The sequence below is a fragment of the Pseudomonas sp. CCNWLW23 genome (genome assembly GCF_037095675.1).
Lineage (GTDB): Bacteria > Pseudomonadota > Gammaproteobacteria > Pseudomonadales > Pseudomonadaceae > Aquipseudomonas > Aquipseudomonas atacamensis.
In genome coordinates, this window is the sequence record NZ_JBAWKM010000009.1 from 1 (window position 1) to 24920 (window position 24920).

General features: G+C 61.4%; 23 protein-coding genes. 19 read left to right on the forward strand and 4 right to left on the reverse strand.

Annotated features, from left to right (window positions below; genetic code table 11):
- Positions 1-335: Hcp family type VI secretion system effector (locus V8J63_RS13275; protein ID WP_336464180.1), on the reverse strand; the 335-nt coding region annotated here is incomplete at its 3' end.
- Positions 336-773: 438 nt separating this feature from the next.
- Here V8J63_RS13275 and V8J63_RS13280 point away from each other — a divergent pair.
- From V8J63_RS13280 to V8J63_RS13340, 13 genes are all read left to right on the forward strand, one after another.
- The gene (locus V8J63_RS13280; protein ID WP_133334930.1) at positions 774-2396 is read left to right on the forward strand and encodes a methyl-accepting chemotaxis protein; all 1623 of its coding nucleotides are present in this window, start codon (positions 774-776) and stop codon (positions 2394-2396) included.
- Entirely contained in the window at positions 2396-2932 is a 537-nt protein-coding gene (locus tag V8J63_RS13285) for a chemotaxis protein CheW (RefSeq protein WP_016771511.1), read from the forward strand. Before V8J63_RS13280 ends, V8J63_RS13285 begins: the two co-directional genes overlap by 1 nt.
- Positions 2929-4200 carry a CheR family methyltransferase gene (locus tag V8J63_RS13290; protein ID WP_336464181.1) on the forward strand — a complete coding sequence of 424 codons (1272 nt, stop codon included), beginning with the start codon at positions 2929-2931 and terminating at the stop codon, positions 4198-4200. The genes V8J63_RS13285 and V8J63_RS13290 overlap by 4 nt, the downstream gene beginning before the upstream one ends.
- On the forward strand, positions 4197-4880 hold the full coding sequence (locus V8J63_RS13295; protein WP_336464182.1) for a chemotaxis protein CheW: 684 nt from the start codon (positions 4197-4199) through the stop codon (positions 4878-4880). Before V8J63_RS13290 ends, V8J63_RS13295 begins: the two co-directional genes overlap by 4 nt.
- Positions 4877-7147 carry a hybrid sensor histidine kinase/response regulator gene (locus V8J63_RS13300; RefSeq protein ID WP_336464183.1) on the forward strand — a complete coding sequence of 757 codons (2271 nt, stop codon included), beginning with the start codon at positions 4877-4879 and terminating at the stop codon, positions 7145-7147. Before V8J63_RS13295 ends, V8J63_RS13300 begins: the two co-directional genes overlap by 4 nt.
- Entirely contained in the window at positions 7144-8154 is a 1011-nt protein-coding gene (locus V8J63_RS13305) for a chemotaxis response regulator protein-glutamate methylesterase (RefSeq protein WP_122505651.1), read from the forward strand. The genes V8J63_RS13300 and V8J63_RS13305 overlap by 4 nt, the downstream gene beginning before the upstream one ends.
- 48 nt (positions 8155-8202) lie before the next feature.
- The gene (locus tag V8J63_RS13310; protein WP_016771507.1) at positions 8203-9204 is read left to right on the forward strand and encodes a response regulator; all 1002 of its coding nucleotides are present in this window, start codon (positions 8203-8205) and stop codon (positions 9202-9204) included.
- Between the two features lie 307 nt (positions 9205-9511).
- A protein-coding gene (gene prfB / locus V8J63_RS13315; RefSeq protein WP_099758102.1) for a peptide chain release factor 2 occupies positions 9512-10607 on the forward strand; the annotation gives its coding sequence in 2 pieces (ribosomal slippage) (positions 9512-9583 and positions 9585-10607; 1095 coding nt in all).
- Between the two features lie 79 nt (positions 10608-10686).
- Positions 10687-12189, forward strand: a complete 1503-nt coding sequence (lysS, locus tag V8J63_RS13320; RefSeq protein WP_024011743.1) for a lysine--tRNA ligase — start codon at positions 10687-10689, stop codon at positions 12187-12189.
- A 105-nt stretch (positions 12190-12294) separates the two neighbouring features.
- Positions 12295-13008 (forward strand): TetR/AcrR family transcriptional regulator, encoded by a 714-nt coding sequence (locus V8J63_RS13325; protein ID WP_016771505.1) that lies wholly within the window; start codon positions 12295-12297, stop codon positions 13006-13008.
- A gap of 221 nt (positions 13009-13229) precedes the next feature.
- The gene (locus tag V8J63_RS13330; RefSeq protein ID WP_166554750.1) at positions 13230-14480 is read left to right on the forward strand and encodes a flavohemoglobin expression-modulating QEGLA motif protein; all 1251 of its coding nucleotides are present in this window, start codon (positions 13230-13232) and stop codon (positions 14478-14480) included.
- A gap of 152 nt (positions 14481-14632) precedes the next feature.
- Complete coding sequence (locus tag V8J63_RS13335; protein ID WP_336464184.1) at positions 14633-15538, forward strand: alpha/beta hydrolase; 906 nt, start codon at positions 14633-14635, stop codon at positions 15536-15538.
- Entirely contained in the window at positions 15535-15864 is a 330-nt protein-coding gene (locus tag V8J63_RS13340; protein WP_125927847.1) for a hypothetical protein, read from the forward strand. The genes V8J63_RS13335 and V8J63_RS13340 overlap by 4 nt, the downstream gene beginning before the upstream one ends.
- 236 nt (positions 15865-16100) lie before the next feature.
- Here the strand turns inward: V8J63_RS13340 and V8J63_RS13345 are convergent, their stop codons facing one another.
- The 3 genes from V8J63_RS13345 to V8J63_RS13355 form a co-directional block, all read right to left on the reverse strand.
- Positions 16101-16889, reverse strand: a complete 789-nt coding sequence (locus V8J63_RS13345) for an OmpA family protein (protein WP_024011746.1) — start codon at positions 16887-16889, stop codon at positions 16101-16103.
- Between the two features lie 55 nt (positions 16890-16944).
- A complete protein-coding gene (locus tag V8J63_RS13350) occupies positions 16945-17349 on the reverse strand; it encodes a DUF4398 domain-containing protein (RefSeq protein ID WP_024011747.1) in 405 nt (134 codons plus the stop codon).
- A gap of 367 nt (positions 17350-17716) precedes the next feature.
- Positions 17717-18061 (reverse strand): hypothetical protein, encoded by a 345-nt coding sequence (locus tag V8J63_RS13355; RefSeq protein ID WP_016771500.1) that lies wholly within the window; start codon positions 18059-18061, stop codon positions 17717-17719.
- Between the two features lie 213 nt (positions 18062-18274).
- Here V8J63_RS13355 and ppc point away from each other — a divergent pair, with 213 nt between their 5' ends.
- The 6 genes from ppc to V8J63_RS13385 all read left to right on the forward strand — a co-directional run bounded on the left by ppc (position 18275) and on the right by V8J63_RS13385 (position 24919).
- Positions 18275-20905 carry a phosphoenolpyruvate carboxylase gene (gene ppc / locus V8J63_RS13360; protein WP_336464185.1) on the forward strand — a complete coding sequence of 877 codons (2631 nt, stop codon included), beginning with the start codon at positions 18275-18277 and terminating at the stop codon, positions 20903-20905.
- Between the two features lie 300 nt (positions 20906-21205).
- The gene (gene adk, locus V8J63_RS13365; protein WP_024011750.1) at positions 21206-21856 is read left to right on the forward strand and encodes an adenylate kinase; all 651 of its coding nucleotides are present in this window, start codon (positions 21206-21208) and stop codon (positions 21854-21856) included.
- 95 nt (positions 21857-21951) lie between these two features.
- A complete protein-coding gene (gene tsaB, locus V8J63_RS13370; protein ID WP_125918686.1) occupies positions 21952-22626 on the forward strand; it encodes a tRNA (adenosine(37)-N6)-threonylcarbamoyltransferase complex dimerization subunit type 1 TsaB in 675 nt (224 codons plus the stop codon).
- 258 nt (positions 22627-22884) lie between these two features.
- On the forward strand, positions 22885-23193 hold the full coding sequence (locus V8J63_RS13375) for a hypothetical protein (protein ID WP_042606956.1): 309 nt from the start codon (positions 22885-22887) through the stop codon (positions 23191-23193).
- Entirely contained in the window at positions 23193-24053 is an 861-nt protein-coding gene (locus tag V8J63_RS13380; protein WP_039762423.1) for a DUF72 domain-containing protein, read from the forward strand. The genes V8J63_RS13375 and V8J63_RS13380 overlap by 1 nt, the downstream gene beginning before the upstream one ends.
- Positions 24054-24082: 29 nt before the next feature.
- Positions 24083-24919: an isocitrate lyase/PEP mutase family protein gene (locus V8J63_RS13385; RefSeq protein WP_130887769.1), complete on the forward strand. Its 837-nt coding sequence runs from the start codon at positions 24083-24085 to the stop codon at positions 24917-24919.
- Position 24920: the final 1 nt, after the last annotated feature.

Consider the following 24920-nt stretch of genomic DNA (forward strand, 5'->3'; position numbering starts at 1 on the left):
GTGTAGTAGTGCTCTTGGGTGCCTTGAGCCGAAGTGCGGTACCACTGGATAACGATTTCGCTCATGCGCTCGCCGGAAGTCAGAGCTGCTTGCAGCAGTGGCGAAGCCTTGTCGTAGACCTTGGTGATCACAACTGGCTTGTGTACGCGCTGACCGGTTGGCTGACCGGATTGCGGGTCACGCGGGATGATCACGTCGTGGGTGAAAGCCTGAACCATAACCTGGTCTTCGTGGCCTTCCTGGTAGGTGTTGCCAACGGAGTCGGCGGTGAAAGCGCCGGCAGTGATCAGGCCTTGTTTTTCGCCGGTAACCGACATGTACGCTGGTGTTGCCATGGGGTGCTCTCCTTGCGGATAAAGTTAGGGTGCCCGGAGGCGAAATCGCCCGGTGGGTGGCTGAGGGTTATCAAGGAGCGTGCCAGGTTTTGCGCGGTGCCCGGATGGCGGGGACGCCACGCTGGTTGGTCATCATTCGGGGCGATTTTCAGCGGGAAAGTCGGGAGAAAGTGCGCAAGAAGTTGCGCAGTACTGCGCAACTTCTTGCGCACTTGGCTGCAGGCCTTGAAATGCTTGGGCTGCAGGGGATTCAGGCCCTGAAATATTACGGGCAACTGCGCAACTTCTTGCGCAGTTGGCGATTTGCCGGGACCGCGGTGTTGCCTTCGCGAGCAGGCTCGCTCCCACAAGGACAGTACTGCCAGCGAAAGCGTCTTATAAATGAAACACCGCCCTCGGCTATACTCCCCGCATTTCGATCAGGCACGAGGATTCACTGTGAAGAACTGGACGTTGCGCCAACGCATTTTGGCGAGCTTTGCGGTGATTATCGCCATCATGCTGTTGATGGTGGTGCTGTCCTACTCGCGGTTGCTGAAGATCGAGGCCAGTGAAAACAGCGTGCGCGACGATGCCATCCCCGGCGTCTATTACAGCTCGATGATTCGCGGCGCTTGGGTCGACAGTTATTTGCAGACCCAAAAACTGCTCGGCCTCAAGGAAGGCCAGGGCGTTTCCAGTGAAGACGCTGCCGACTACAAGGCGTTCGAGGCGCGTCTGCAAGAACATATGGCCAGCTATCGCAAGACCATGGCCACCGATGAAGACCGTTCCGAATTCGCCCTGTTCGAGAAGTACCACGATACCTACATGCAGATTCAGGATGCCGTGCTGGACCTGCACAAGCGCAATCTGGAAGCCGATGCCATCAAGCTGTTCAACGAGAAGCTGACCCCGGCGTGGTACACCGGACGCATGAAGCTCAACGACATCATTGGCGAGAACAAAGTTGTTGCCGATACCGCCATGGCCAACATCGACGACGCGGTGGCAACGGCCAAAGTCAGCATGGTCATTTCCCTGCTGGTCGCGGTGCTGGCCGCCGGCCTATGTGGTCTGCTGCTGATGCGCGCGATCATGGCGCCGATGAACCGCATCGTGACCATCCTCGACATCATGCGCACCGGTGATCTGAGTTCGCGCCTGAACCTTGATCGCAAGGACGAGTTCGGCGCAGTCGAAACCGGCTTCAACGACATGATGACCGAGCTGACGTCGCTGGTATCCCAAGCCCAGCGCTCCTCGGTGCAGGTGACCACCTCGGTGACCGAAATCGCTGCCACGTCCAAGCAGCAACAAGCCACCGCCACCGAAACCGCAGCGACTACCACCGAAATCGGCGCAACCTCCCGTGAGATCGCCGCGACCTCGCGGGATCTGGTGCGCACCATGACCGAAGTGTCCACCGCTGCCGATCAGGCCTCGGTGCTCGCCGGCTCCGGCCAGCAAGGCCTGGCGCGCATGGAAGACACCATGCACTCGGTCATGGGCGCGGCGGATCTGGTCAACGCCAAACTGGCGATCCTCAACGAGAAGGCCGGCAACATCAATCAGGTGGTGGTGACCATCGTCAAAGTGGCTGACCAAACCAACCTGCTGTCGCTCAACGCAGCGATCGAAGCCGAGAAGGCCGGCGAGTACGGTCGCGGGTTTGCCGTAGTCGCCACCGAAGTCCGGCGTCTGGCCGATCAGACCGCCGTGGCCACCTACGACATCGAACAGATGGTTCGCGAGATCCAGTCGGCGGTGTCGGCCGGGGTGATGGGCATGGACAAGTTTTCCGAAGAAGTGCGCCGCGGCATGTCGGAAGTGCAGCAGGTCGGCGAGCAGCTGTCGCAGATCATCCATCAGGTGCAGGCACTGGCGCCGCGCGTGCTGATGGTCAACGAAGGCATGCAGGCCCAGGCCACTGGCGCCGAACAGATCAACCATGCGCTGGTGCAGTTGGGCGATGCCAGCAGCCAGACCGTCGAATCGCTGCGTCAGGCCAGTTTCGCCATCGACGAACTGAGCCAGGTGGCCGTCGGCCTGCGCAGCGGCGTTTCGCGATTCAAAGTCTGATGAGCGAAATCATCGCCAAACGGGGCAGTGCGCCAGTGGCGAAGCAGGCGCTGTTTCTGCTGTTTCGCATCGGCAGCGAACGCTACGCCCTGCGCGCCACCGAAGTGGCCGAAGTGCTGCCGCGCCTGCCGTTGAAGCCGATTGCCCGGGCGCCGCACTGGGTGGCCGGGGTGTTCGCCTATCGCGGGGCGGTGGTGCCGGTGATCGACCTCAGTGCGCTGACTTTTGGCCGGCCCGCCGAGGCGCGCACCAGCACGCGGCTGGTGCTGGTCAATTATCAGCCGGATCAAGCGCAAGCAGCGCAATGGCTCGGGCTGATTCTCGAGCAGGCCACCGACACGCTGCGCTGTCATCCGCAAGATTTCCAGCCCTACGGCCTCGATAACCGCGAGGCGCCATACCTCGGCCCGGTGCGCGAAGATGCGCAGGGATTGCTGCAATGGGTGCGGGTCAATGACTTGCTCGATGACGCCGTGCGCGGTTTGCTGTTCCCCGATCCGCCGCGTGATCCGGCGCAGTTAGAGGCGCAGCCATGAGTGGTGATCAGCGCTTTTTCGATTTCCTCAAGGAACGCATCGGCCTCGATGTCGCTTCGGTGGGCGCGGCGATCATCGAGCGTGCCGTGCGCCAGCGCACCACGCTGTCCCAGGCCGCCCACGCCGACGAATACTGGCAGCTGTTGCAAGGCTCGCGGGATGAACAGCAGGCACTGATCGAAGCGGTGATCGTTCCGGAAACATGGTTTTTCCGTTACCCGGAATCCTTCGCCACCTTGGGCAAACTGGCCCGTCAGCGTCTCGCCGAGCTGAACAACATGCGCGCGTTGCGCATCCTCAGCCTGCCGTGCTCGACCGGCGAAGAACCCTATTCGATCGCCATGGCCCTGCTTGATGCCGGGCTCAAGCCGCATCAGTTCAAGGTCGATGGCATGGACATCAGCCCGTTGTCGGTGGACAAGGCGCGCCGTGCTGTTTACGGCAAGAACTCGTTTCGCGGGCAGGATCTGCAATTTCGCGATCGGCATTTCATGCCTGAGCAGGACGGCCACCGGGTCAACGAATACGTTCGCGAACAGGTGCGCTGGCAAGTCGGCAATGTCCTCGATCCGACACTGTTGGCGAGCGAGCCAGCCTTCGATTTCGTGTTCTGCCGCAACCTACTGATCTACTTCGACCAGCCGACGCAAAAGCAGGTGTTCGAAGTGCTCAAGCGCCTGACCCATGTTGACGGCGTGCTGTTTATCGGCCCGGCGGAGGGCAGTCTGCTCGGGCGCTTGGGCATGCGCTCGATCGGCATCCCGCAGTCGTTCGCTTTCAGCCGTCACAGCGAGCCGCACCCCGAACCGCTGCCGACGCCGAAAGCGGTCGCCGTGCCGGTCAGCCAGCCATTGCGCAGCGCGCCGCCAGCGCCAGTGCGCAATCGGCCGTTCGCTGCCGTGACGGCTTTGCCGGTGACGAAAAAAACTGCCAACCCCGACGCCGCGACGCTGCTGGCGCAAATCGCTGCACTGGCCAACGAAGGCAAAAGCGCCGAGGCCCGTGCCGCGTGCGAACACTATCTGCGCAGCCATGAGCCGGTGGCGCAGGTGTTCTACTGGCTCGGGCTGCTCAGCGATGTTGCCGGCTCGAGCCTCGAAGCCCAGGGTTATTACCGCAAGGCCTTGTACCTTGAACCGCAACATCCCGAAGCGTTGATGCACCTGGCCGCGTTGCTACAGGCTCAGGGCGACACGGCGGGTGCCCGACGATTGCAGGAGCGCGCCGCCCGCAGCGGGCGCACCGCCGACAGTGAGCGTAAACGATGAGCGCGTCCGACAACTTGAACGTTACCCACGAAGACGCCCGCGCCATCGACGATTGCTGGAACCGCATCGGCATTCATGGCGACAAGTCCTGCCCGTTGCTGGAAGAGCACATTCATTGCCGCAACTGCTCGGTGTATTCCGCCGCCGCCACACGCCTGCTCGACCGTTATTCGTTGCAGCAGGACCAGCGCGAAGCAGTGGTCAGCAAAGTCGAAATCGACGTCAAGACCCGCTCGCTGCTGATGTTTCGCCTCGGCGAGGAATGGCTCGGACTGGCCACGTGCACGCTTGTCGAAGTCGCGCCGTTGCAGGCGATACATTCGCTGCCGCACCAGCGCTCGCGGGCCTTGCTCGGCGTGGCCAATGTCCGTGGCGCCTTGGTCGCGTGCCTGTCGCTGGTGGAATTGCTCGACCTCGACGGCAGCGTTGCGCCGGCCAGCGGCGGGCGAGTCATGCCGCGCATGCTGATCATCGCTGCCCATGGCGGGCCGGTGGTGGTGCCGGTGGACGAGGTCGACGGCATTCATGCCATCGACGAACGCATCCTCGATGCTGCGTCACAGTCCGGTGCGCAGGCCAGTGCCAAGTACACCCGTGGCGTTCTGCAATATCGCGGTCGCAGCCTGCGCTGGCTGGATGAAGAACAGCTGTTGACCGCCGTGACCCGGAGCCTGACATGACCCCCGAGCAAATGCGCGACGCCTCCCTGCTCGAGCTGTTCAGCCTCGAAGCCGAGGCCCAGACCCAAGTGCTCAGCGCCGGGCTGCTGGCGCTGGAGCGCAATCCGACCCAGGCCGATCAGTTGGAGTCGTGCATGCGCGCGGCGCACTCCCTCAAAGGCGCAGCGCGGATTGTTGGTATCGACAGCGGCGTCAGCGTCGCCCACGTCATGGAAGATTGCCTGGTCAGCGCCCAGGAAGGGCGTTTGTTGCTGCGTCCCGAACACATCGACGCGTTGTTGCAGGGCACCGACCTGCTGATGCGCATCGCCACGCCGGCCAATGCGCCGCAACCTGCGGACATTGAAGCCTACGTGGCGCTGATGGGGCATTTGCTCGATCCGTCGGCGCCAGCCGCTGTGGTTGCCACGCCGACGATGGCCGAGTTGCAGGTCGAGCCCGCGCCAACAGCGACAGCGCCGATCATGGACGAGCCCGCCGAGCCGACCCCGCGTAAAAACAAACGCACCACCGAGGGCGGCGAGCGCGTCTTGCGCGTCACCGCCGAGCGCCTGAACAGCCTGCTCGATCTGTCGAGCAAATCGCTGGTGGAAACCCAGCGTCTCAAGCCGCATCTGGCGACCATGCAGCGCCTCAAACGCATGCAGAACAACGGCCTGCGCGCGCTGGAAAATCTCAATGTGCACCTGAAGGAGCATGCACTGAGCCTGGAAGCGCTCGAGTCGCTGGAAGATGCGCGACGTTTGCTCGCCGAGTCGCAGCAACTGCTCAGCGAGAAAAACGCCGAACTCGACGAATTCGCCTGGCAGGCCAGTCAGCGCGCGCAAGTGCTCTATGACACCGCGCTGGCCTGTCGCATGCGCCCGTTCGCCGACGTGTTGAGCGGGCAGGCGCGCATGGTTCGCGACCTCGGTCGCAGCCTCGGCAAGCAGGTGCGCCTGGAGATCGAAGGCGAGAAAACCCAGGTCGATCGCGATGTGCTGGAAAAGCTCGAAGCGCCGCTGACTCACTTGCTGCGCAACGCTGTCGATCACGGCATCGAAACCCCGGAGCAACGCCTGCTCAAGGGCAAGCCGGAAGAGGGCCTGATTCGCCTGCGCGCTTCCCATCAGGCCGGTTTGCTGGTGCTGGAATTGAGCGACGACGGCGGTGGCGTCGATCTGGAAAAAGTCCGCCGCAGCATCGTCGAACGGCAGTTATCCCCAGCCGAAACCGCAGCGCAATTGAGCGAAGAGGAACTGCTGACCTTCCTGTTTCTGCCGGGCTTCAGCCTGCGCGACAAGGTTACCGAAGTGTCCGGGCGCGGCGTCGGTCTCGACGCTGTTCAGCACATGGTTCGCCAGTTGCGTGGGGCCGTGGTGCTGGAGCAGACGGCGGGCGAGGGCAGTCGTTTCCATTTGGAGGTGCCGTTGACGCTTTCGGTGGTGCGCAGTCTGGTGGTGGAAGTCGGTGAAGAGGCTTACGCGTTCCCGCTGGCGCACATCGAACGCATGTGCGATCTGGCCCCGGAAGACATCGTGCAGGTCGAAGGACGTCAGCATTTCTGGCACGAAGGCCAGCATGTCGGGCTGGTTGCGGCCAGCCAGTTGCTCAATCGCCCGGCCAGTCAGAACGATGGCGCTACCCTGAAAGTCGTGGTGATCCGCGAGCGCGAGGCGATTTATGGGGTGGCGGTCGAGCGCTTCGTGGGTGAGCGCACGCTCGTGGTGTTGCCGCTGGACGAGCGTCTGGGCAAGGTTCAGGACATCTCCGCCGGGGCCTTGCTCGATGATGGCTCGGTGGTGCTGATCGTCGATGTCGAAGACATGCTGCGTTCGGTGGACAAACTGCTCAACACCGGGCGCCTGGAGCGCATTGCCCGCCACGGCAATCAAGCTGCCGAAGCGGCGCGCAAACGAGTCTTGGTGGTCGACGATTCGCTGACCGTGCGCGAGCTGCAACGCAAACTGCTGCTCAATCGTGGCTACGACGTCGCGGTGGCGGTGGACGGCATGGATGGCTGGAACGCGCTGCGTTCGGAGAACTTCGATCTGCTGATCACCGACATCGACATGCCGCGCATGGACGGCATCGAGCTGGTCACGCTGCTGCGCCGCGACAACCGCCTGCAATCGCTGCCGGTGATGGTCGTGTCGTACAAGGATCGCGAAGAAGACCGCCGCCGTGGACTGGATGCCGGCGCCGACTATTATCTAGCCAAAGCCAGTTTTCATGACGACGCCCTGCTCGATGCAGTGGTCGAGCTCATCGGAGGAGCGCGGACATGAGGATCGCAATCGTCAACGACATGCCCTTGGCGGTGGAGGCTCTGCGCCGGGCGCTGGCCTTCGAGCCGGCGCATCAGGTGATCTGGGTCGCCAGCAACGGCGCCGAGGCGGTGCAACGCTGCGCCGAGTGCACGCCAGACCTGATTTTGATGGATCTGATCATGCCGATCATGGACGGCGTCGAGGCCACGCGGCGGATCATGGCCGAAACGCCGTGCGCGATTGTCATCGTCACCGTGGATCGTCAACAGAACGTGCACCGCGTGTTCGAGGCCATGGGCCACGGCGCGCTGGATGTGGTCGACACCCCGGCGATCGGCGCCGGCAATGCCCAGGAAGCGGCGGCGCCGTTGTTGCGCAAGATCCTCAACATCGGCTGGCTGATCGGCGACAAGGCGCCACGCGCGCGCCCGGCGCCGAGTTCGCCGCGCAGTTCGCCGTCACGTCAGCGGCTGGTGGCGATCGGTTCGTCTGCCGGTGGGCCGGCGGCGCTGGAAGTGCTGCTCAAAGGCCTGCCGAAGGATTTTTCCGCCGCGATCGTGCTGGTGCAGCATGTCGATCAGGTGTTCGCCGCCGGCATGGCCGAATGGCTGGCCAGTGCCAGCGGCCTCGATGTGCGTCTGGCCCGCGAAGGCGAGCCGCCGCAAAGTGGTGCGGTGCTGCTCGCCGGGACCAATCACCATATTCGCCTGTTGAAAAACGGCACGCTGGCCTACACCGCCGAACCGGTCAACGAGATCTATCGGCCCTCGATCGACGTGTTTTTCGAGAGCGTCGCCAGTTACTGGAACGGTGACGCCGTCGGGGTTTTATTGACCGGGATGGGGCGCGATGGCGCGCAAGGGCTTAAGCTCATGCGCCAGCAGGGTTATTTGACCATTGCGCAGGATCAGCACAGCAGTGCGGTGTACGGCATGCCCAAGGCTGCCGCGGCGATCGATGCCGCGGTGGAAATCCGCCCGCTGGAAAAGATAGCGCCACGATTGCTGGAGATTTTCCCCAAATGAACAGGTTGTTCCGCAATCCAGGCCCCCGCAGTACTCAGGTGACCGCTCATGAATGATTTACAGATCGACGACATTAAAACCGACGAGAACGCCGCCATGGTGTTGTTGGTGGATGATCAGGCGATGATCGGCGAAGCGGTGCGCCGTGGGCTGTCGAATCAGGAAAACATCGACTTCCACTTCTGCTCCGACCCGCAGCAGGCCATCGCCCAGGCGGTGCGGATCAAACCGACGGTGATCCTCCAGGATCTGGTGATGCCCGGCCTTGATGGCCTGAGCCTGGTGCGCGAATACCGCAATCATCCGGCGACCAAGGACATCCCGATCATCGTCCTCTCGACCAAGGAAGACCCGCTGATCAAGAGCGCGGCGTTTTCCGCTGGCGCCAACGATTATCTGGTGAAACTGCCGGACACCATCGAACTGGTCGCGCGGATCCGCTACCACTCGCGTTCCTACATGACATTGCTGCAACGCGACGCCGCGTACCGTGCGTTGCGGGTCAGCCAGCAGCAGTTGCTCGACACCAATCTGGTGCTGCAACGGCTGATGAACTCCGATGGCCTGACCGGGCTGTCCAACCGTCGTCACTTTGACGAGTACCTGGAACTGGAGTGGCGCCGTTCGTTGCGCGATCAGACGCAGCTTTCACTGCTGATGATCGACGTCGATTACTTCAAGTCGTACAACGACAGTTTCGGCCACGTTGAAGGCGACGAAGCGTTGCGCAAGGTCGCCACAGCCATCCGTGACGCCAGCTCGCGGCCATCGGACCTGCCGGCGCGTTATGGCGGCGAGGAGTTTGTGCTGGTCCTGCCAAACACTTCGCCGGGCGGCGCGCGGCTGTTGGCCGAAAAACTGCGCCAGACTGTGGCGGCGCTGAAAATTCCGCACAACACGCCGGCCGAGGGTTCCAGTCTGACCATCAGCATCGGTCTGGCGACCATGGTGCCCCAGGCGGGGAGTGATTGCCGGCTGCTGATCTCGGCGGCGGATCGCGGGTTGTATCTGGCCAAGAACAATGGGCGCAATCAGGTCGGGATCGAGTAACGGCCGATGCCCTCACCCCAGCCCTCTCCCGGAGGGAGAGGGGGCCGACCGAGGTGTCTCGGGCCAGACATCGACCTGAGAGATCGCAGCGATTGTGGATCTTCAGGCTTGGCGATCACGGATTCGGTGAAGCCATTCTATTCTGCGTATGTTTCAAATATCCCCCGATCGGTCCCCTCTCCCTCCGGGAGAGGGCTAGGGTGAGGGCAGCAATCTCGGCCCATTCACCGCCAGACGGGCTGCCGCGACAGCCTGTTTACGTTATACTCGCCGGCTTTCAAAAGTTCGCCAACGAGTGCTGCCCGTCATGGAAATCAACCCGATCCTGAACACCATCAAGGACCTGTCCGAGCGCTCCGAAACTATTCGGGGGTATCTTTGACTACGATCAAAAGCATGAGCGTCTGACCGAGGTCAACCGCGAGCTTGAAGATCCGAGTGTCTGGAACAAACCTGAATACGCCCAGGAGCTGGGCCGCGAGCGTGCTGCGCTGGCGCAGATCGTCGACACCCTCGACGAACTGAACGGCGGTCTGGCCGATTGCCGCGACCTGCTGGACATGGCCGTCGAAGAGAATGACGAAGGCGCAGTGGGCGATGTCGTCGCCGAGCTGGCCCGTCTCGAGGAAAATCTGGCCAAGCTGGAATTCCGCCGCATGTTCAGCCATGAAATGGACCCGAACAACGCCTACCTGGACATCCAGGCCGGTTCCGGCGGTACCGAAGCGCAGGACTGGGCCAACATCCTGCTGCGCATGTACCTGCGCTGGGCCGACAAACGCGGTTTCGATGCGACCATCATGGAACTGTCCGCCGGTGAAGTCGCCGGGATCAAGGGCGCGACCGTGCACATCAAGGGCGAATACGCCTTTGGCTGGCTGCGTACCGAGATCGGCGTGCACCGTCTGGTGCGCAAGAGCCCGTTCGACTCCGGCAACCGTCGCCATACCTCGTTCTCCGCGGTTTTCGTCTCGCCAGAGATCGATGACAAGGTGGAAATCGAAATCAACCCGGCAGACCTGCGGATCGACACCTATCGTTCCTCCGGTGCCGGTGGTCAGCACGTAAACACCACCGACTCGGCCGTACGTATCACCCACGTACCGACCAACACCGTGGTCAGCTGCCAGAACGAACGTTCCCAGCACGCCAACAAGGACACCGCCATGAAAATGCTGCGGGCCAAGTTGTACGAGCAGGAAATGCAGAAGCGCAATGCGGCCTCGCAGGCGCTGGAAGACACCAAGTCCGATATCGGCTGGGGTCACCAGATCCGCTCTTACGTGCTCGATGCCTCGCGGATCAAGGATCTGCGGACCAACATCGAACGCAGCGATTGCGACAAGGTGCTCGACGGCGACATCGACGAGTACCTGGAAGCCAGCCTGAAATCCGGCCTGTAACACCCTCTGTGGGAGCGGGCTCGCCCGCGATCCCCAGCCGAAGGCTGGGGGCAACGAACCTGATGGAATACTTAAAGACATGAGCGACCTACAACTCGACCCGCAAGCCCTGCAACAGGAAGAAAACTCCCTGATCGCCCTGCGCAAGGAAAAGCTTGCTGCCGAGCGCGCCAAGGGCAATGCCTTCCCGAACGACTTCCGCCGCGACAACTACTGCGATGCCTTGCAGAAACAGTACGCGGACAAGACCAAGGAAGAGCTGGCAGAGGCTGCAATCCCGGTCAAGGTTGCCGGTCGCATCATGCTCAACCGTGGCTCGTTCATGGTGATCCAGGACATGACCGGGCGCATTCAGGTCTACGTCAACCGCAAGACACTGTCCGAAGAAACCCTGGCCGCGGTGAAAACCTGGGACATGGGCGACATCATTGCCGCCGAAGGCACCCTGGCGCGTTCCGGCAAAGGCGACCTGTACGTTGAAATGACCAACGTGCGCCTGCTGACCAAGTCGCTGCGCCCGCTGCCGGACAAGCACCACGGCCTGACCGACACCGAACAGCGCTACCGCCAGCGCTACGTCGACCTGATCGTCAACGAAGACGTGCGCCAGACCTTCCGCGTGCGTTCGCAAGTGATCGCGCACATCCGCAGCTTCCTGATGAAGCGCGACTTCCTCGAAGTCGAAACGCCGATGCTGCAGACCATTCCCGGCGGCGCTGCAGCCAAGCCGTTCGAAACCCACCACAACGCGCTGGACATGGAAATGTTCCTGCGTATCGCCCCTGAGCTGTATCTGAAGCGTCTGGTGGTCGGTGGTTTCGAGAAAGTCTTCGAGATCAACCGCAACTTCCGTAACGAAGGCGTTTCGACTCGTCACAATCCTGAATTCACCATGTTGGAGTTCTATCAGGCGTACGCCGATTACGAAGACAACATGGACCTGACCGAAGAACTGTTCCGCGAGCTGGCGCAGCTGGTGCTGGGCAGCACCGACGTGCCGTACGGCGACAAAGTGTTCCACTTCGGCGAGCCGTTCGTGCGTCTGTCGGTGTTCGACTCGATCCTCAAGTACAACCCTGAGCTGACTGCCGATGATCTGAACGACATCGACAAGGCTCGCGCCATCGCCAAGAAGGCCGGCGCCAAGGTGCTGGGCTTCGAAGGTCTGGGCAAATTGCAGGTGATGATTTTCGAAGAACTGGTCGAGCACAAGCTGGAGCAGCCGCACTTCATCACTCAGTACCCGTTCGAAGTGTCGCCGCTGGCCCGTCGTAACGACGAGAACCCGAACGTCACCGACCGCTTCGAGCTGTTCATTGGTGGTCGTGAAATCGCCAACGCCTACTCCGAGTTGAACGACGCCGAAGACCAGGCCGAGCGCTTCATGGCGCAGGTGGCCGACAAGGACGCCGGCGACGATGAAGCCATGCACTACGACGCCGACTTCGTCCGTGCGCTGGAGTACGGCATGCCGCCAACCGCCGGCGAAGGTATCGGCATCGATCGTCTGGTGATGTTGCTGACCAACTCGCCGTCGATCCGCGATGTGATCCTGTTCCCGCACATGCGACCGCAAGCGTAAACGTTTCAGTTAAAAAGCCGCCTAAAACAGGCGGCTTTTTATTGCCTGTCTGGTACAAATGTATCAATTGGTTAATTTGGCATTAGTAGAGGAAGTGCTGTCGTGATGGGTGCATTAGCTCAAGAAGGTGCAGCGGGTATCGCCACTGCGGTCGCTGAAAGTGTTCAGTACCAGGGCCGCAAGGCCAGCCGACAGGGCAGTGAGCAGCGTCGCCAGGACATTCTCGACGCCGCGATGCGCATTGTCGTGCGCGACGGCGTGCGTGCCGTGCGCCATCGTGCGGTCGCGGCGGAGGCCGGCGTGCCGCTGTCGGCGACCACGTATTACTTCAAGGACATCGATGACCTGCTCACCGATACCTTCGCCCAATACGTTGAACGCAGCGCGGCGTACATGGCCAAGTTGTGGATCAATAACGAGGGTCTGTTGCGCGAAATGGTGGTCAGCGCCGACGGCAGCCCGGAGTCGCGCTCGCAACTGGCCGATGACATCGCGCGGCTGATGGCCGATTACGTGCACCGGCAATTGATCAATCGGCGCGAGCATCTGATGGCCGAGCAGGCGTTCCGCCAGGAAGCGCTGCTCAACCCGCGTCTGGCCATTCTGGTGCGCTCGCATCAGCAGATTCTGCTGCAGGGCACCTGCCAGTTGTTCCAGGTACTGGGCTCGCGCGAACCGCAGCAGGATGCCAAGGTGTTGACGGCGATTATCGGCCGGATGGAATATCAGGGCCTGCTCAACGACGCCGAGCCTCTGGCCGAAGAGGACATGCTCGGGATTCTGACGCGGTATATGCACCTGGTGCTGGCGTCGGTCTAGCGTTTCACGCTACACCCTGTGGGAACGAGCCGTTGATGATCGTTCCCTCGCTCCGCGTGGGAATGCATCCTGTGACGCTCTGCGTCACGCAGCAAAAAGGGACGCGGCGCGTCCCGGGCGACATTCCCACGCAGAGCGTGGGAACGATCAAAAGTCTGAGTTTCAGCACGTCACGTTTTCTACAGGAGTTTCGGGTGGACGATTACCAGCAGACGATACGCATGTTGTCCGATCGCATTGTGCTGGCGCAGACGCCGATCCGCGTGCTCGATGCGGTCAAGTGGGACGACAACGTGCGCAAGGGCTTCCTCAAGGCCAAGGGCAAGGAAATGCCGGCGGTGGATCGCGACTACTACCTCAACCGCCCGCTGTCGTTCGATTCGAGCCAGGTCAAACTGGAATTCCAGAACATCGAGCGCGACATCACCCGCCAGCTCGGCCAGTTCAACCCGGTCGGGCAGATCATGCGGCGCATGTGCAAGGAATACCGCATGGTGGTGCGCATGCTCGAAGCGCGCGGCACCGAGGACTTCGGCCTGATCTCGCAGGAGCTGTACGGCGCGGCGTCCGATGCCTTCCACGCCGGTGACCCGACATTGGCCGACCTCGGCCTGATGATGTCCGACTACCTGAACAACATCGACGGACGCGGCGATCTGAAGGACGAGCCGAAAATCCTCACCGCCAAAGACGCAGTGCACCTGCTGCAGACCCGACTGAACAAGGTATTCGGTGAGGCCGAAGAAACCATTCGCGTGTTCGAGTCCGACGGCATCGTCGCCGACGCCGCCGCAGGCGCTGACTACATCAAGATCCGCACCGACGCGCTGTTCAACGACCGCGACGTCCGTGCATTGGAAGTCCACGAAGGCCTGGTGCACGTCGGCACCACACTCAATGGCTTGAATCAGCCGATCTGCACGTTCCTGTCGAAAGGCCCGCCCTCGTCGACGGTGACCCAGGAAGGCCTGGCGATCCTGATGGAAATCATCACCTTCGCCTCTTACCCGAGTCGCCTGCGCAAACTGACCAACCGCACCCGTGCGATTCATATGGTGGAAGAGGGCGCCGACTTTTTGCAGATCTACGAATTCTTCCGCGAGCAGGGTTTCGAGATGGCCGAAAGCTACGGCAACGCCAGCCGGGTTTTCCGTGGCTCGACGCCGACCGGTCTGCCATTCACCAAAGACTTGTCCTACCTCAAGGGCTTCATCATGGTTTACAACTACATTCAGTTGGCCGTGCGCAAGGGCAAGCTCGAGCAGATTCCGTTGTTGTTCTGTGGCAAGACCACACTGGAAGACATGCGGACCTTGCGCCAACTGGTGGATGAAGGCCTGGTGGTGCCGCCGAAGTATCTGCCGGATCAGTTCCGTGACTTGAATGCGTTGTCGGCGTGGATGTGTTTCTCCAACTTCCTCAACCATTTGAGCCTGGACCGGATTGAGGCGGATTACTCCAATATCCTCTAGACCCAGCACCGAACCCCTTGTGGGAGCGAGCCTGCTCGCGAATGCGATTTCACCTTCAACATTGATGTCGGCTGATACACCGCTTTCGCGAGCAGGCTCGCTCCCACAGGTTTGATTTGTGTTCAGTTCTCTTCTTTGCGAGGTTTCACCGGATGAGAATCCTCGGCATCCTTTGCCTGCTCTTGACCCTCGGTGGTTGCAGTTCGCTACTGTTCTACCCGGAACCGGGCCAGATCTTCACCCCGGACAAAGCCAAACTCGAATACCGCACCGTCACCCTGCTCACCGCTGATGGCTTGAAACTCAACGCCTGGTGGCTGCCGGCCAAACCTGGCGTCGAGGTCAAAGGCACGGTCCTGCATCTGCACGGCAACGGCGGCAATCTGCCGATGCATCTGGGCGGCAGCTGGTGGTTGCCGAAGAACGGCTATCAGGTCTTGTTGGTCGACTATCGCGGCTACGGTTTGTCCGAAGGCAAGCCGAGCCTGCCGGCGATCTACCAGGACATCGACGCCGCGTTCGCCTGGCTCGACAACGCGCCCGAGGTCAAAGGCAAACCGCTGGTGCTGCTCGGGCAGAGTCTGGGCGGCGCGATGTCGGTGCATTGGCTGGCGCAGCACCCGGAGCGGCAAAAACAACTCAAGGCCCTGGTGCTGGATGGCGTGCCGGCCAGTTATCGCAGCGTCGGCCAATTCGCCCTCAGCACTTCGTGGCTGACCTGGCCATTGCAAGTGCCGCTGTCGTGGCTGGTGCCGGACGGCGACAGCGCAATCAACTCGATGGCGCAGCTGACCGGCGTGCCGAAGCTGATCTTCCATAGCATCGACGATCCGCTGGTGCCGATGGCCAACGGCATTCGCCTGTATCAGGCAGCGCCGCCGCCGCGTGTGTTGCAACTGACCCGTGGTGGTCATGTGCAGACCTTCGGCGACCCGGTGTGGCGTCAGGTCATGCTGCGCTATCTCGACGACCCCGAACACTTCGACGGCCTGCGCCGCCTCGGCGAAATCCCCAATTATCCGCCGCCCCCGAATTCCGAAGATGAGACCCCGCAATGAGTGAAGAACGTAATGCCATCCCGCTGATCATCACCGGTATCTGCAGCATCCTCGGCACCGTCGGGGCGCTGTGGTACTACGGCTACCTGCACTTCGCCAAGCCGGAGGATGCGTTGCTGCTCAGCGAATTCACCATGCTCAAGACCGTGCCGGGCGAGGACTACAAAGTCTCGCTGACACCTGCGCCGCAAGTGGCGCAGTGCATTGATGGCGTGCTGGTGCTGTTCGATACCGAACAGAAAGGCCTGACCGGGGTGTTGATCAACGCGCAGAAAAAAGCTGTGCGGTGTATGGGCGAAGATACTCCGCAGAAACTCGAGAAGTGATTCTGCAGGTTCAGCCCTCACCCTAACCCTCTCCCAGAGGGAGAGGGGACTGACCGAGGTGTTTGTTTAAGCTACGTCGACCTGATCCATTGCGCCGAACACAAGTTTTGAAAGCGGCACAAATCGGCTCCCTCTCCCTCGGGAGAGGGCTGGGGTGAGGGGCTACGATGTCTGATCCCACAAAAAAAGCCCCGCCTGATCAAGTCAGGCGGGGCTTTTGCGTTACCGGGTGAAGCTTAGTTCGAGCTCACCGAAGAACGCGGTGCTACTGGCTGGTTGTCGTTGGAAATGGTCACTTCCACACGACGGTTCATCGCACGGCCCGAGACGCTGCCGTTATCCGCTACCGGGTACTCCTTGCCATAACCCTGAGCGACGATGCGCGAAGGATCGACGCCCATCTTGATCAGAGCCATCTGCACGGAAGTTGCGCGGCGCTCGGACAGCGACTGGTTGTAGCTCGCGGTGCCGGTGCTGTCGGTGTAACCCTCGACGATCACTTTGCGATCCGGGTTTTCCTGAAGGAATTGCGCCAGTTTGTTGATGTTCACCAGGCCGCTGGATTTCAGATCAGCCTTGTTGGTGGCGAACAGCACGTCACCGAAAGTCACCAGCGTGCCGCGATCGGTCTGCTTGGCGTTGAGGCTGTCCTGCAGCTGTTTGATCTGCTGGTCACGGGCATCCAGACGGGCCTGGGCACGTTGGGCTGCGGCGTTTTTCAGGTTGTTTTCAGCGGTGCGCAGAGCGATTGTCTGCTTGGCCACTTCGACGCGCTGGTTGGTCAGGTAAGCCAGTTGGTCAACCTTGGCGGCGTCTTCCTTGTCCAGATAAGCCTTGTCGGCCTTGTCCAGGTAATCGCTGGCGTCTTTGGTTTCCAGTGCCGCGACTTTGCTCGCCTGTGGGTTGGCCTGCAGGCCGGCGTAGTTGGTGCGCGCCTGTTCCAGGTTCGGGTTAGGCGGGGTGGAGCAGGCAGCCAGTGCAACGCTTGCGGCCAGAAGAGCGGGAATCATCAGTTGCTTACGCATAATTTGTCGTCCTTTCTATCGGTAAGAGTTTCAGCTTTGCGGTCGGGATGCGCGCTTACTGCACAGTGCGCTGGCTTTCCTGACGCAGTTCCTGAACACCTTTCTGGGAATCCTTCACAGCCTGTTCGGCCTTGGCGGCCTGAGCCTTGCGTTCAGCGACGCGAGCGTCCCATTCAGCCTGTTCGGACAGGCGACGGGCCTCGTCATACTTCTTGTCGTGCATGGCGATTTCAGCTTGTTTCAGCTTGTCCTGAGCCTGCTTCATTTCCACCGCAGCGAACTCGGTACCGCCAGCGCTGACGGCGCTGTTGACGGCCGATTGGGTCACGGCGTACTGCTCGGTCGGAGGATTACCGGCGCAACCGGCCAATACGAAGCTGGTGCCGATGGCCAGAGCGGCCAGTTTCAGACCGCGCAGGTGGGAAAACGAGGTTTGGGTTTTCATGGTCTTCAACTCCATTAGGCATCTCCTGAAAATACAACTGAATCCATCCTGGCAGAGGAGGCGAAAGCATCGCTTGTAGACGCGAATTGAAACGCTCGTTCCAGGCGTGGTTACCTGTTCCGACCGGCGGCATTTTTGAAAAGTTCAGAAAAGATGGCCTATCGCCAAAAATTAAATTGACCGTTTGGACAAGGCTCTGGGACGGGAACTTTGGGCCTTTGGAGCGGTACGCGCGGGTGAGTTTTAAGGTGATATCAGGGGGTGATCATTACCCTGTGGGAGCTGGCTTGCCAGCGATGAGGCCATCATGCTCAGCACATTTTTGACTGAACTGCCGCCATCGCGGGCAAGCCCGCTCCCACATTTTTCTCGGTGTCAGGAATCAGTGCTTTTGCTTGTTCTCAGCCGAGGACAAATCATGCAGATGCCGCCGCGACAACGCCAGAAAACGCGGCGTCGGGCCGACATCCTCATACAACGGATCACCTTCCTCATCAGTCGCCACCACCGTCGAACCCTTCACATACGGCAGGCTCGCTTCGAACTCCTCAAGCGCGGCGCCGATCAGTTCGCCGAGCAGTTCCTCGGGATGACGTTTGGGATACATCTCGGCAATTGCCGCCAGGCGCGCGGCGGCCTCGACGTCCAGATGAATCGTGTAGCCGGTGTCGGTCAGGCGACCTTTGGCGTTTTCTTCCCAATGCTGGGCGAGTTCACGAATTTTCATGATGACCTCATTTAGCGCCTGCTGATGGCAGGCCTGGGTGAGTGTCCGGCAGCGCCGGCGGCGGGCCGTCGTACGGCTTACTGTTGAGACTAGCTTTCGCCGGCAAGGTTTAAAGTCAATTCGTCGCCTGCTTGTAAGAAGCGGCGCAGAGCGGCACTCTCTGGCAAAGCATTCGTTTCTGCGCTGTCCCCGATTACCGCTGGAGAACTGCTGATGACCGATATTGATGCACGCTTGCGCGAAGATGTTCACCTGCTCGGAGAACTGTTGGGCGACACCATTCGAGACCAGTACGGCGAGGCGTTCCTCGACAAGATCGAGCAGATTCGCAAAGGCGCCAAAGCCGACCGGCGCGGCTCGATGGACGCTGAACTGAGCGCCAGCCTCAATCAATTGAGCGAAGACGAATTGCTCCCGGTCGCGCGGGCGTTCAATCAGTTTCTCAACCTGGCCAACATTGCCGAGCAGTATCAGCTGATCCATCGCCGCGAGGAGTCGCAACCGGCGCCGTTCGAGTCGCGGGTGTTGCCGGAACTGCTCGCGCGCCTGCGCAGCGAAGGGCACAGCGCCGAATCTCTGGCCCGGCAACTGGCGCGGCTGGAAATCGAACTGGTGCTGACCGCGCACCCGACCGAAGTGGCGCGACGCACGTTGATCCAGAAGTACGACGCCATCGCCGCGCAACTCGCCGCGCAGGACCATCGCGACCTGACCAGCGCCGAGCGCGAGCAGATCCAGAGCAAACTGCAGCGGCTGATCGCCGAAGCCTGGCACACCGAAGAAATCCGCCGCACCCGCCCGACGCCGGTCGATGAAGCCAAATGGGGCTTTGCGGTGATCGAGCATTCGTTGTGGCAGGCGATCCCCAACCATATGCGCAAGGCGGATCAGGCGCTGTTCGCCGCCACGGGCCTGCGCTTGCCGCTGGAAGCCGCGCCGATCCGCTTCGCCTCATGGATGGGCGGCGACCGTGACGGCAATCCCAATGTCACCGCCGCCGTCACTCGTGAAGTCTTGCTGCTGGCGCGCTGGATGGCCGCTGACTTGTACCTGCGCGACGTCGATCATCTGGCTGCCGAACTGTCGATGCAGCAGGCCAGCAATGCGCTGAAGGCCAAGGCCGGCGACAGCGCCGAACCTTATCGCGCAGTGCTCAAACAATTGCGCGAACGCCTGCGCGCCACACGCAACTGGGCGCACGCTGCATTGACCGCGCCGACCCCGGCCACCGCCGATGTGCTGCACGACAATCGCGACCTGCTCGAGCCTTTGCAGTTGTGTTTCAACTCGCTGCACGAGTGCGGCATGGGCGTCATCGCCGACGGGCCGTTGCTCGACTGCCTGCGTCGGGCGGTGACGTTCGGCCTGTTCCTGGTGCGCCTCGATGTGCGTCAGGATTCGACGCGGCACAGCTCGGCAATGACCGAAATCACCGATTACCTCGGCCTCGGCCGCTACGAAGATTGGGATGAAGAACAGCGCATCAACTTCCTCACCGAGGAGCTGAGCAACCGTCGACCGTTGCTGCCCGCGAATTTCAAACCATCGGCGGATACCGCCGAAGTGCTCAACACCTGCAAGGAAATCGCCGCCGCGCCCGCTGCGTCGCTGGGCTCCTACGTGATCTCCATGGCCGGCGCCGCTTCCGACGTGCTCGCGGTGCAACTGCTGCTCAAGGAATCCGGCGTTCTGCGGCCCATGCGCGTGGTGCCGCTGTTCGAAACCCTCGCCGACCTCGACAACGCCGGGCCGGTGATGGAGCGTCTGCTGCTGTTGCCGGGCTATCGCGCGCGTTTGCATGGCCCGCAGGAAGTGATGATCGGCTATTCCGACTCGGCCAAGGACGCCGGCACCACCGCTGCGGCGTGGGCGCAATATCGCGCGCAGGAACGACTGGTGGAAATCTGCCGTGGGCAGCAAGTCGAACTGCTGCTGTTCCACGGTCGCGGCGGCACCGTTGGCCGTGGCGGCGGTCCGGCGCACGCGGCGATTCTGTCGCAACCACCGGGTTCGGTGGCCGGGCGTTTCCGTACGACCGAACAGGGCGAAATGATTCGTTTCAAATTCGGCCTGCCGGACATCGCCGAGCAAAACCTCAATCTGTATCTAGCCGCCGTGCTCGAAGCGACCTTGCTGCCACCGCCGCCGCCGACGCCTGAATGGCGCCATCTGATGGACGAATTGGCGGCGGACGGTGTCAGCGCTTACCGCCAGGTGGTGCGGGAAAATCCGCAATTCGTTGAGTACTTCCGTCAGTCGACCCCGGAGCAGGAACTCGGACGTTTGCCGCTCGGCAGTCGCCCGGCCAAACGCCGTGCGGGCGGTATCGAAAGCCTGCGGGCGATCCCGTGGATTTTCGGCTGGACCCAAACCCGATTGATGCTGCCGGCCTGGCTGGGCTGGGAGACGGCGCTGAGCAAGGCGCTGGAGCGCGGCGAGGGCGAGTTGCTCGGGCAGATGCGCGAACAGTGGCCGTTCTTCCGCACTCGTATTGACATGCTGGAAATGGTCTTGGCCAAGGCCGACGCGGATATCGCGCAGTCCTATGACGAACGTTTGGTCGAAGCCGATCTGCTGCCGTTGGGCGCGCAGTTACGCGACCTATTGTCGCAGGCATGCACCGTCGTGCTCGGTCTGACCGGGCAGTCCCAACTGCTGGCGCACAGCCCGGACACCCTTGAATTCATCCGCTTGCGCAACACCTACCTCGACCCGCTGCATCTATTGCAGGCCGAGCTGTTGGCGCGTTCGCGGCAGCAGGATGTCGAGCAGGGCAGCCCGGTGGAACAGGCGCTGCTGGTGTCTGTAGCGGGGATTGCCGCCGGATTGCGCAATACCGGCTAAGGTTGCTGATCACCTCAGGCGGCATTCGCGACAAGGGTCGGATGCCGCTTCTCCTGGCGTAGGAAAGTGCCGCGAAGCGACAGTTATTGATGGGGTTGCGACTTGGGTTACCGCGTCGCGAGGTCACGGCGGGCGTCGGTTTCTCCGACTTTTGGCGTCTTGTGTGGGCGCAGCCTGCTGTGTATCTTGATCAGCCTTTGGCCGTTTGTGCGGCCACGACCCGTATTTTCAGGATCCGCCGGTTACGAGCGAATCCTTTGTTTTGTAAAGCTTTTATATAAAAAATTGAGGAGCACATCGATGCGCGTCATTCTGCTGGGAGCTCCCGGGGCCGGTAAAGGTACTCAGGCAAAGTTCATCACCGAGAAATTCGGCATTCCGCAAATCTCCACCGGCGACATGCTGCGTGCTGCGGTCAAGGCTGGCACTCCACTGGGCGTGCAAGCCAAGAGCATCATGGATGCCGGCGGCCTGGTGTCGGATGACCTGATCATCGCGCTGGTCAAGGACCGCATCGCTCAACCTGATTGCGCGAACGGTTTCCTGTTCGACGGCTTCCCGCGCACCATTCCGCAGGCTGAAGCGCTGGTCACTGCCGGCGTCGAGCTGGATGCCGTGGTCGAGATCGCTGTAGAAGACGAAGAAATCGTCCAGCGCATCGCCGGTCGCCGTGTTCACGAAGCCAGCGGCCGCGTTTACCACATCGTCTACAACCCGCCGAAACTGGCTGGCAAGGACGACATCACCGGCGAAGAGCTGGTGCAGCGCAAGGACGACACCGAAGAAACCGTGCGTCATCGCCTGTCGGTCTACCATTCGCAGACCAAACCGCTGGTGGATTTCTATAAGAACCTTTCCGCCAACAACGGCGGCAAGCCAAAGTACAGCCACATCGAAGGCGTGGGTTCGGTCGATGCAATCACCGCCAAGGTGTTGGCCGCGCTGAGCTGAAAAGTCTGATCGGCTGCATCATCCACGGCCCGCTTGCGGGCCGTAGTTGTTTATACTGACGCACTTTTTTCCCCACCCCTGTTTTGGAAACATCGATGAGCACCTTGCTGGCCCTGGACACCGCGACTGAAGCTTGCTCCGTTGCCTTGCTGCATGACGGCAAGGTCACGAGCCATTACGAGGTGATCCCGCGCCTGCACGCGCAGAAGCTGCTGCCGATGATCCAGCAATTGCTTGCCGATGCGGGCACCACGTTGCAAGCGGTCGACGCGATTGCCTTCGGCCGTGGCCCGGGCGCGTTCACGGGTGTGCGCATTGCCATCGGTGTGGTGCAGGGTTTGGCCTTTGCTCTGGATCGTCCGGTATTGCCGGTATCCAACCTTGCCGTGCTCGCCCAGCGTGCCTTTCGTGAACATGGCGTAAGCCAAGTGGCAGCCGCCATCGATGCGCGGATGGATGAGGTGTATTGGGGCTGCTACCGCGAGACGGCGGGGGAGATGCGTCTGGTTGGTGCCGAAGCCGTTCTACCACCGGAAGTCGCCGCGCTGCCGGCTGACGCCAATGGCGATTGGTTCGGTGCCGGTACCGGTTGGAGTTATGGTGAGCGCATCGCGGTCAATCTGAGCGGCTCTGACGCCGGCATGCTCCCCCACGCCGAAGACCTGTTGACCTTGGCGCGTTTCGCCTGGGAGCGCGGTGAAGCGATCCCGGCAGATGACGCCCAGCCGGTCTACCTGCGCGATAAAGTTGCCACCCCGAAAGCCCGCTGATTCGACACTTTCTCCTGTGGGAGCGAGCCTGCTCGCGAAGGCTTCTGGTCAGTCAATGCATGTGTTGAATGTGCTGGACCCTTCGCGAGCAGGCGCGCTCCCACAGGTTCGCTGGTCACATACAAATGTCGCCAATCGTCAGTTTCTGCCCCCTCGCTTAAAACCTTTTGCGCTTTATGTGTTCTAGTTATCACTCGGCGGTTTGCTAAGTCGGTCAAGTGCCGCTAAATTGCCATCATTGATACCGAGCATGACATTATGCGTATAGACGGCGTTTCCACTCAGTCCTACCCCATCAAGCGCAAGCCGCGTAAAGGCAATGCGGCGCTGGATGAATCCGTCGACATCATCGACGGCGAGCTGGAATTCCCGAGCGAAGAGCAGATGGCCGCTCGTGCCGCTCAAGCCACCGCGCAACGCCTCAGCAACCTGCCTGCCCGTCAACAGGACATGATTTACCACCGCGCGATGAAGAAAAGCGTTGCCATGGCTCTGGCCAGCTACCTGAGCACCGCCGGTTTTGTCGATTGGGACGCAGACGTGCTGGGCCTCGATCTGTATATCTGATGGATCTGCCTTACTACCTCGGTTGCCCGTCCTGGAGCGAAAATGCCTGGCGCGAGTATCTGTATCCGGTAGACGCAAAAACCTCCGACTTTCTCGCTCTCTACTGCCAGGTGTTCAACGCCGTCGAAGGCAACACCACCTTCTACGCCAGTCCATCGCCGGCTACCGTCCAGCGCTGGGCCGAGATCATGCCGGCACACTTTCGCTTCACTGCCAAATTCCCCGGCGACATCAGCCACAGCGGCGACTTGCGTGAGCAACTGACCGCTGCCGAAACCTTCCTGCAATTACTCAAGCCGTTAGGCGAACGTGTTTCGCCGCTGTGGCTGCAACTGTCGAAAAGCTTCACGCCGCAGCGTCTGCCGGAGCTCGCGGCGTTTATCGATGCGCTGGATTGCCCGCTCGCGGTCGAGGTGCGCAATGAACAGTTCTTCGCCAAGGGCGAGAGCGAACGTCTGCTCAATCGTCTGTTGCTGGATCGCGGTGTCGAGCGCATCTGTCTCGACCCGCGCGCGCTGTTCAGTTGCTTGTCGACCGAGTCCTCGGTGATCCACGCGCAGTCGAAAAAGCCGCGTGTACCGACCCGTCCGGCGGCGTTCACGCAGTTTCCGCAGGTGCGCTTCATCGGCCATCCCGAGCTTGAGGCCAACGATGCGTTTCTTGTGCCGTGGTTGGCGAAAGTCGCTGAATGGATCGAAGAGGGCCGCACGCCCTACGTCTTTCTGCATACCGCCGATAACCTATTGGCAGCGAAACTGGCGCAACGTTTTCACGCACAACTGATGCAACGTTTGCCTGGCTTGCCCGCGCTGCCTGAGCTATACAGAGAACCCGCCGCCGAGCAGCTTGGCTTGCTCTGAGGCGGGTTTTTCTGCCCGGGAGCCCGTCGATGAACGTCCAAGTCAGTCAACAGCAACTCCTCAAAGCCCAAGCCTTCAAGGCCCTGCATGATCGCCAGGGGATCTTCGTCATCCCCAATCCGTGGGATGCCGGCTCGGCGAAGATGCTCGCCAGTCTCGGCTATCAGGCCTTGGCCACTACCAGCGCCGGTTACGCGTTTTCCCAAGGCAAGGTTGATGGCGCGTTGAGTCTCGACGAGACCCTGGCCAATGTCCGCGCGATTGTCGCGGCGACGGATCTGCCGGTGGCGGTGGACCTGGAAAACGGCTTTGCCGATGATCCGCTGGAGTCTGCGCAGAGCCTTCTGCGTGCCGCCGAGGCGGGCGCGGTGGGCGGGTCGATCGAGGACGCTACGGGCCGTCCGGACGCGCCGATCTATTGCTTCGAACACGCCGTGGCGCGGATTGAAGCCGCCGTCGCGGCGGTGCGCACCCTGCCGTTTCCCTTCATTCTCACGGCTCGCGCGGAAAATTACCTGCACGGTAATCCCGATCTCGACGACACCATTCGCCGTTTGCAGGCATTTGCCGCGGCGGGTGCCAACGTGCTCTATGCGCCGGGTTTGCGCAGCGCCGAAGAAGTGCTGGCAGTGGTGCGAGCCGTGGCGCCGAAGCCGATCAACGTTTTGATGTCTGGCGGTTTGAAACTGACCGTGCAACAGCTCGAGGAACTGGGCGTACGCCGCATCAGCACCGGCTCGGCACTGGCGCTGGCGGCGTTCGGCGAGCTCTTCCGCGCTGCTGAAGAAATCCAGCAATCCGGCACCTTTGGTTTCACGTCACAGTCGATGCCGTACGCCAAGGCCAATCAATTCTTCAAGGACTGAG